Annotated in this window: 9 protein-coding genes and 1 pseudogene; 2 read left to right on the top strand and 8 right to left on the bottom strand. The window is 74.0% G+C overall.

All coding sequences use genetic code 11. The annotated features are described in order from the left end of the window. Positions 1-267, bottom strand: a 267-nt coding sequence (locus tag B1205_RS32535; RefSeq protein ID WP_441338579.1) for a glutamine synthetase beta-grasp domain-containing protein, incomplete at its 3' end; no start/stop codon positions are given. A 153-nt stretch (positions 268-420) separates the two neighbouring features. Between B1205_RS32535 and B1205_RS26880 the strand changes: the two genes are divergently transcribed. Then, positions 421-2,205: an N-acetylglutaminylglutamine amidotransferase gene (locus B1205_RS26880; RefSeq protein ID WP_089158147.1), complete on the top strand. Its 1,785-nt coding sequence runs from the start codon at positions 421-423 to the stop codon at positions 2,203-2,205. 14 nt (positions 2,206-2,219) lie between these two features. Continuing rightward, a complete protein-coding gene (locus tag B1205_RS26885; RefSeq protein ID WP_089158148.1) occupies positions 2,220-2,510 on the top strand; it encodes a hypothetical protein in 291 nt (96 codons plus the stop codon). 30 nt (positions 2,511-2,540) lie between these two features. Here the strand turns inward: B1205_RS26885 and B1205_RS30120 are convergent, their stop codons facing one another. From B1205_RS30120 to B1205_RS26910, 7 genes and pseudogenes are all read right to left on the bottom strand, one after another. Then, a complete protein-coding gene (locus B1205_RS30120) occupies positions 2,541-2,711 on the bottom strand; it encodes a hypothetical protein (RefSeq protein ID WP_176308822.1) in 171 nt (56 codons plus the stop codon). 102 nt (positions 2,712-2,813) lie between these two features. Continuing rightward, the gene (locus B1205_RS26890) at positions 2,814-3,512 is read right to left on the bottom strand and encodes an aspartate/glutamate racemase family protein (RefSeq protein WP_089158149.1); all 699 of its coding nucleotides are present in this window, start codon (positions 3,510-3,512) and stop codon (positions 2,814-2,816) included. Then, positions 3,509-4,789: an NAD(P)/FAD-dependent oxidoreductase gene (locus B1205_RS26895; protein ID WP_089158150.1), complete on the bottom strand. Its 1,281-nt coding sequence runs from the start codon at positions 4,787-4,789 to the stop codon at positions 3,509-3,511. The genes B1205_RS26890 and B1205_RS26895 overlap by 4 nt, the downstream gene beginning before the upstream one ends. A 9-nt stretch (positions 4,790-4,798) precedes the next feature. Beyond that, positions 4,799-5,677, bottom strand: coding sequence for a family 3 encapsulin nanocompartment shell protein (locus B1205_RS26900; RefSeq protein ID WP_089158151.1), 879 nt, complete (start codon positions 5,675-5,677; stop codon positions 4,799-4,801). Positions 5,678-5,691: 14 nt separating this feature from the next. Next, the gene (locus tag B1205_RS32540; protein WP_254910245.1) at positions 5,692-5,964 is read right to left on the bottom strand and encodes a hypothetical protein; all 273 of its coding nucleotides are present in this window, start codon (positions 5,962-5,964) and stop codon (positions 5,692-5,694) included. Positions 5,965-6,052: 88 nt separating this feature from the next. Next, positions 6,053-6,484, bottom strand: a pseudogene (locus B1205_RS32545) (SAM-dependent methyltransferase); the annotation flags it as partial. A 30-nt stretch (positions 6,485-6,514) separates the two neighbouring features. Continuing rightward, positions 6,515-7,345, bottom strand: coding sequence for an SDR family NAD(P)-dependent oxidoreductase (locus tag B1205_RS26910; protein ID WP_089158152.1), 831 nt, complete (start codon positions 7,343-7,345; stop codon positions 6,515-6,517). Between the last annotated feature and the right edge of the window lie 573 nt (positions 7,346-7,918).

Here is a 7,918-nt window from a genome sequence, read left to right on the forward strand (position 1 = left end):
CGCCACGTTGCGCGGGTCCCGGGAGTAGGCCTCGCGGGTGAACGGGTCGTGCACGAAGAAGTTCAACGCCAGGGTCTTCTGCGCGCGGAACGGGTCGACGAACGCGGTCGTGACGTCCGGCAGCAGCAGCATGTCCGACTCGTGGATCGACTGGAAACCCCGGATCGACGAGCCGTCGAAGGCGAGGCCGTCGGTGAAGACGCTGTCGTCGAACGACTCGACCGGCANGCTGAGGTATCGCAGGAGTTCCTCGGGATTGGCGAACACACGTCCTCCTGGCAGGTTGATCCTGGCCACGCCCCCGTGGCCGGACCGCCCCGGCGACATGGCCCGTACCGCCACCGTACGACGGCGTACCGGTCCCGGCTCGCCAACCGCCCATCCCGCGTTTCCTCCGTCACACGCCGGGTAACCGCCGGCATGTGCGGGATCAGCGGCGAGGCCCGGTTCGACGGCGGCGCCCCCGACGCCGACGCGGTGACCCGGATGACCGAGGCCATGCGTTCCCGCGGCCCGGACGGCGAGGGACGGTGGACCGACGGTTGGATCACGCTCGGACACCGCCGGCTGACCGTCATCGACCTGTCCGAGGCCGGCGGCCAACCGATGGCCCGGGACGACCTCGGCCTGGCGCTGGTCTTCAACGGTTGCGTCTACAACTACCCGGAGCTGCGGGACGAACTGCGGACGGCCGGGCACACCTTCCGATCCACCAGCGACACCGAGGTCGTCCTGGTCGCGTACGCGCAGTGGGGTGAGCGGTTCGTCGACCACCTGGTCGGCATGTTCGCCGTCGCGCTGGTGGACCGGCGACGGCGCCGGCTCGTGCTGGCCCGGGACCGGTTGGGCGTCAAGCCGCTCTACCTGGCCGAGTCGCCGGGCCGGCTGCGGTTCGCCTCCACCCTGCCGGCGCTGCTGGCCGCCGGCGACGTGGACACCGGCATCGACCCGGTCGCGTTGCACCACTACCTGTCCTGGCACTCGATCGTGCCGGCCCCGCGCACCATCCTGCGCGGGGTGCGCAAGCTGCCCCCGGCCACGGTCCGGGTGACCGACGCCGACGGGCGCAGCCGGGAGCACGTCTACTGGCGGCCCGACTACCGGCGCGACCCGGCCCACGACGGCATGGACGCCCGCGACTGGCGGGCCGCGATCGGCGACGCGCTGCGCACCGCAGTCCACCGCCGGCTCGTCGCCGACGTGCCGGTCGGCGTGCTGCTCTCCGGCGGCCTCGACTCCAGCATGATCGTGGCGTTGCTCGACGGGGCCGGGCAGCACCACCTCCAGACGTTCAGCATCGGCTTCGACAGTCACGGCGACGAGGCCGGCGACGAGTTCCACTACTCCGATCTGGTCGCCCGCGCGTTCGACACCGACCACCACCGCATCCGCCTCGCCGACGACGACCTCGGTCCGGCCGTACGCGCCGCCGTGACGGCGATGACCGAACCCATGGGCAGCCACGACGTGGTGGCGTTCCACCTGCTCTCCGAGCAGGTCGCCCGGCACGTCAAGGTGGCACAGTCCGGGCAGGGCGCCGACGAGGTGTTCGCCGGCTACGGCTACCACCACCGGCTCGCCCACGCGGACCGGGCGCACGCGGCGGCGGAGTTCACCACCGCGTTCTTCGACCGGGACCACACCGAGCTGAACCGGGTGGTCGACCCGGCGTACGCCTGCGACGCCGACGTCAGCGGCGAGCTGGTCGCCGCGGAGCTGGCCGCGCCGGGCGCGCAGAGCGCGGTGGACGCGGTGCTGCGCCTGGACACGCACCTCATGCTCCCCGACGATCCGGTCAAGCGGGTGGACAGCATGAGCATGGCCTGGGGGCTGGAGGTGCGCACGCCCTTCCTCGACCAGGACCTGGTGACGCTGGCCGCGGCCTGCCCGCCCGAGCACAAGCTGGCCCAGGGCGGCAAGGGCGTGCTCAAGGACGTGGCCCGGGAGGTGCTGCCGGCCGAGGTCATCGACCGCCCCAAGGGGTACTTCCCGGTGCCGGCGCTGCGCAACGTGGACGGCCCCGTGCGGAAGCTGGTGGTCGAGGCGCTCGGCGCACCCGAGGCCCGCCGACGGGCCCTGTTCCGCCGGGCGTACGTCGACGAGCTGCTCGCCGAGCCGGACCGCGCGCAGGCCAGCGCCGGCAGCAACAAGCTGTGGCAACTCGGTCTGCTGGAGCTGTGGTTGCAGTCCCAGGGCGTGCACTGAGCGGAGGTGGGCCGGTGAAGTTCGTGATCGAGAGCGAGGCCGGCGGCACGGTGGGGTTCACCGTGCTGGGTGGCGACGGGCAGGTGCTCGCCACCGGCCGACCCTGCCCGGACAAGGGAGCGGCCCTGGCCGCGATCGGGGAGCTGATGCACGGGCTGGGCGACGCCTGCGTCGAGGACCGGACCGAGACCACCGGCCCACCGCCGGTCACCGGACCCACCGAGACCCCGCCCGACGGCGAACCCACCGAGATCGGTGGCGGCGACATGTCGGCCATCGGCCGCTCCGGAATCCCGCCGGTCTGACCGCCGCGCTCGACGCCGGCCGGGCCGCCGTCACTGCTCGTCGTCGACGACCTCGGTCCGGTCGTCGACGGTCGCGGTGACGTCGAGGTGCTCGTCCGGCTGGGACGCCTCGGCGAGCGTGTGGTGCGGGTCGCCGTCCGGGGAGAACAACACCCGGTCGGTCTTGCCGGTCTTCTCCTGTTCCTCTTCCGGCTCCGTCACGGCGTCCTCCTCCGGTTCCGGCCGCCTCCCGCCCGGGGCTGGCCCTCCTGCCCACACGCTATGCGCCGCCCACCCGACGGGCGGGCGTTTCCGCCGGGCCGGTCAGCCCGGCCGGTACGGGCGACGGGTCAACGTCGCGTACGCCATCGTGGTCAGCGTGACGATGTCGAACACCGGCACGCCCAGCCGGGCCTGGATGCGGTGGGCGAACGGCACCAGGTCGGTGCACTCGATCACCAGCGCCCCCAGGTCGGGGTGGGCGCGGGCGAGCGCGTCCACCCGGCCGTCCACCTCGGCGGCGAGCCGGTCGACGTCGAGCGCGTCCCGCCGGCCCTCCAGCATCACCTCGCGGAACTCCGGCTGCCCGGCCATGCCGGTGACCGCGACCGGCACGTCCGCCGCCCCGATCGCGGCCAGGTGCCGCGGCGTCAGCGCCGCCTCGTCGGCGACCAGCAGCCCGACCGTGCGCCCGACCATCCGGTGCACCATCGGCAACTGCACCAGGCTCGACGACCACAGCGGCACGTCCACCGCGGCGGCGAGTTCGGCCTGGAACAGCACCAGGAAACCGCACGCGCCGGTGATCCCGGCGACGCCGGCGGCCTGGAGGTCGCGGGCCGCGGTGACGAACGGCTCCAGCAGCGTCGGGTCGGCCTCGCGCACCAGCCGTTGCGGCGTGGCGCCCTCGACCACCCGGTAGCGCACCGGGAAGTCGAACGTGGTGGGGTTGCGGATGTGGCCGGGGATCTTGTCGAAGCTGGTGTCGAGGCAGAGCACCCCGATCTCGGGCCGGTCGCTCATCGGCTCCCCCTCCGGAAGCGGTCCAGGGCGAACGTCGCCGACGGCAGGTCCGGCTCGGCGCCGGTGACGATCCGGGCGAGCAGCTCCCCGCCGGCCGGGGCGAGCCCCATCCCGATGTGACCGTGTCCGGTGGCGACGCTGACGTTGTCCCAGCCGCCGGCCCGGCCGATCAACGGCAGGCTGTCCGGCGTGCACGGGCGTAGCCCGCTCCACACGTCCAGCCGCCGGTCGGTCTCCAGCGCCGGCAGGTAGCGTCGGACGGTGCGCAGGATGCCGTCCACCCGGCGCGGTGACACGGAGGCGTCCAGCCCGGCCAGCTCCAGCGTGCCGCCGACGCGTACCCGGTCACCGAGCGGCATCACCGCGACCTTGCCCTCACTGAGCAGCACCGGTCGGGTGGGCGTACCCGGACCGGCCGGAACGGTCACCGTGTAGCCCTTCGCCGGTTGCAGCGTCAGCCCGACGCCGAGCATCCGGGCGCAGGCCGTCGACCACACCCCGGCGGCGATGACCACCTCGGCCGGACGCAGGTCACCCCGGCCGGTCCGGACGCCGCGCACCCGCCGGCCGGCCACCTCGAAGCCGCGCACCTCGGCGCCGGTGACGATCTCCACGCCCCGCGCCCGCAACGCTTCGGCGAGGGCGACCAGGAACGCCGGGATGCGCAGCGCGGCGCCCTCCTCGTTGAGCAGCGCCCCGGCGACGGCGAAGTCGACGCCCGGTTCCAGCCGGGCCAGCTCGGCCCGGCCCAGGTCGCGCAGCGGCACCCCGCGGGCGGTCGCCGCGCGGATCGTGCGACGCGCCCGCGCGTACCCCTGCTCGGTGTGACAGGCCAGGATCATGCCGCGTTCGGTGAGCGTGCCGGCCAGCTCGTCCTCGGCGCACATCTGCCGCAGCAGCGCCAGGCTGCGTTGCTTGAGCGCGAGCAGCGTCTCGAAGCCGGCGCGGGCGTGCCGCTCGGTGCAGTACCGGCGGAAGTGCCACAGCCAGGCCAGCAGCGCGGCGTCCGGCCGGGGCCGGACCGAGAACGGGCTCTCCGGGCTGAACAGCCAGCGCACCCCCTTGGCCGGCACCCCGGGCTCGGCCAGCGGGGCCGAGCCCTGGGTGCCGACGAAGCCGGTGTTCCCAGCCGAGCAGGCCGCCGGGTCGCCGACCTCGCCCCGGTCCACCACCGTCACGGTGTGACCGGCGCGGCGCAGGAACCAGGCGCAGCAGAGCCCGACGACGCCCGCGCCGATGACCAGGACGTCGGGGTCGGAACGGGCGGGCGTGGTCATCGTCGCCGCTCAGAGCGAGACGACGAAGAAGCAGGTGGGCAGATTGACCACGACCCGTTCCCAGATCTCCGCGCGCAGCGCCACCCCGGGCTCGGCGAACGTGCCCGGCGGCGGCTCGGCGAACGCGATCCGGGACCGGCCGGCGTCGAACAGCAGCGCGCCGTGACCGAAGTCGCCGACGATCGCGGTGCCCGGGTCGACCAGCCGGGTACGCACGATGAAGACGCCGTTCTCCTCCACGTCCCGCATCAGCGTGCCGTTGCCCAGCAGCCGGTAGTAGTCGGCCGGATTGATGATCAGCCCGTCGGCGGTGCTGCCCATCTGCTCGACCTCGTTGCACGCGGTCAGGATGGTGGAGGCGAACGGCCCCGGGTCGGTGAGCCGGCCCAGCTCCGGCATGGCCAGCAGCCCGCCCTCGCCGCGCAGGATGGTGTGGTTCTCGGCGGTGGCCAGCCGCACCACCAGCCGGTAGTCGATGAACTGGGCGAAGCTGACCGGGTCCTCCCACAGCGTGTCCGGCACCTGCACCCACGCGGTGGTGGTGAGCAGCGGCGGGATGGGGGAGCGGTGGAAGTGGTTGGCCGCCTCCCGGCGCAGGTCCGCGCCGTCCACCGCCGGGTCGCCCGGCCGGGGCGGGCTCTCGTGCCAGTAGAAGTCCTGCGGGTCCCGGGACAGGTCCACCACCTTGAGCATGTTCCGCGACGGGTAGCGCGGCTTGCGCCGGGAACTGGTCAGCGAGTCGGTGATCGTGACGTCGTAGTCGACGCTGGTGTCGAAACCGTCCTTCCCGAACGCCTCGACGAACGTCCCGCCGGGCGACATCTGGGTCTTCCGCTCGGCGACCACCTCGGCGATGGTCCGCTTCACGGCGTCAACGCGCTGCTGCATCTGGTGTCCCTTCCTCAGGCCGGCTTGCGGGCGACGAACATGCCCCAGCCGAACTCGCCCCGGTCGATGGCGGCCTGGATCTCGTCGCAGGAGTCGGCGAAGGTGAGGATCCAGGTCCGTGCGGCCTCGTCGGCCGTGGTCTCGGCGCGCTCCCGGGCGGTGCGGCCCAACACCCGGTACGTCTGCCGGATGTGCGCGTCGAGGCTGCGGGCGGTCACGTCCACGAACCCGGCCTGTTCCAGCGCCCGGCGGTACCCGTCCAGCGAGTAGCCGCCGTTCCAGCGCACCCGGTCGTAGACGTGCCGGCGGGCCGNCCCCGCCGGGCGCGAGCACCCGGAACATCTCGGCGTGGCTACGCGGCTTCTCCGGCACCAGGAACAACGCGTCCTGGCTGACCACGTGCGTGAACGTGCCGTCGGCGTACGGCAGCGCGGTGGCCGAGCCGTGCCGGAACGACACGTCCAGCCCGGCGCCCCGCTCCGCGCGCCGCTGCTCGGCGAACCGGATCCGCTCGATGCTCAGGTCCAACCCCTCGCCCCGGCACCCGGTCCGCGCGGCCAGGCGCAGCAGGAAGTTGCCGCAGCCGCAGCCGACGTCGAGCACGTTCGACGAGGCGTCGATGCCGGCGTCGTCGGCGAGGATGTCCGAGGTCCGGTCGGCCGCCGCCGAGTAGTCGGTGTCGTCCGCCCCGGCGAAGTAACCGGTGTGCAGCACGCCCTCGCTGTCCCAGAAGCTGAGGTACGTCTGCGTGGTCTGGTCGAAGAACTCGGAGACGTCGCGCTCGGTGAACTGGCTGGTCGTCGACATGGGCACTCCCTCGTGCGGCGGTCGGGTGGGTCAGGCGTAGGTGTCCTTGCGGACGCCGGTCAGATGCGGCAGGTCCGGCCCGGTGGCGGCGGCCCCGCCGTCGATCAGGTGCACGCCGGCGGTCACGTACGAGGCCCGCTCACCGGCCAGGAACGCGGCGACGGCGGCCACCTCCTCGGGGCGGGCCAGCCGGCCGACCGCGCTGTGGTGCCCCATCGCGGCCAGCCGCGCCTCCACGTCGCCGTCCGCGCCGGCCAGCCGGGCCGCCGCGCGTTCCATCGGCGGGGTACGCACACCGCCGGGCGCGAGCACGTTCACGGTGATCCCGTCCCGGCCCACGTCCACGGCGAGCCCCTGGGCGAATCGGACCAGCGCGGCCCGGGTCACCCCGGACAGCGCCAGCGGGCCGATCGGCACGCAGGCGGTCTCCGAGGCGACCAGCAGCAGCCGACCCCAACCGGCGGCGCGCATGTGCGACAGCGCGGCCAGCGACACCGCGACCGCCGGCAGCAGCACCCGGTCGACGGCCGCCCGGTAGTCGGCGGTGCCGAAGGCGGTGGCGGTGCCGATCGGCGGGCTGCCGCCGCTGACCAGCAGCACGTCCACCCCACCCAGGTCGGCGGCGATCCGGTCCACCCAGCCGACGGCGGCATCGGTGTCGGTGAGGTCCACCCCGGTCGCGCTGACCCGGCCGGTCGCCATCGCGGCCAGCTCCCGCTCGGCGGCGCCCAGCCGCTCCGGGTCGCGTCCGCAGACCGCGACGTGCGCGCCCTCGGCGGCGAACTCCTTCGCGCAGGCCAACCCGATGCCACTGGTGCCGCCGGCGACCAGCGCCACCCGCCCCTTGAGCCCCAGATCCACGTCCGTCACCTCTCCGTCTCACCGGCGCGGGCCACCGCGCCGGGCTGCGTGCCGGCCGATCCGCCNGGGCCGACAGCGGCCACGACAGCGCCGCCACGGCGAGGCGTTGCCGGCCGGTCAGCGTCCGTCGCCATCCGTCGTCGGTGTCCCGGATCCGGGTCGGGCCGGTGCGGAACCGGTCCGGGTTGCCGGTGACCGTGTGGTTGCCGCGCAGCTCGACGGTCCGGTCCCGGACCGGGTTGCCGCCCGGGTCGACGCCGACCAGCCGCAGCAGGGCGTCGATCGTGCCGGCCGGATCGGCGGCGAAGTCCTCGTAGCGCAGGAACGTCGACCGCCCGGGAAACCGCCGGTTGATCGCCGCCGAGGCCAGGTTGAACCCGTGCCAGTACGCGGTGCTGCGCGCCGCCGACATCGCGTAGACGTACTCCTTCGGCTCCCGCCAGGAGTGCGCCACCGCACGCGGGTCCCGGACCAGGTGCAGCCAGTACGGCTCGACGCCGGGCACATGCGGCAGCAACGCCGACTCGCCGGGGATCTTGGTGCTGTCCACGATCATCCGGGCGCCGGTGCGGG

The organism is Micromonospora sp. NBS 11-29 (assembly GCF_002140155.1).
Taxonomy (GTDB): domain Bacteria; phylum Actinomycetota; class Actinomycetes; order Mycobacteriales; family Micromonosporaceae; genus Micromonospora.

What these genes read in the sequence shown, in the direction of transcription:
- B1205_RS26880 (WP_089158147.1), top strand. Translation starts at nt 421, where the DNA reads ATGTGCGGGATCAGCGGCGAGGCCCGGTTCGACGGCGGCGCCCCCGAC.
- B1205_RS26895 (WP_089158150.1), bottom strand. Translation starts at nt 4,789, where the DNA reads ATGACCACGCCCGCCCGTTCCGACCCCGACGTCCTGGTCATCGGCGCG.
- B1205_RS26900 (WP_089158151.1), bottom strand. Translation starts at nt 5,677, where the DNA reads ATGCAGCAGCGCGTTGACGCCGTGAAGCGGACCATCGCCGAGGTGGTC.
- B1205_RS26890 (WP_089158149.1), bottom strand. Translation starts at nt 3,512, where the DNA reads ATGAGCGACCGGCCCGAGATCGGGGTGCTCTGCCTCGACACCAGCTTC.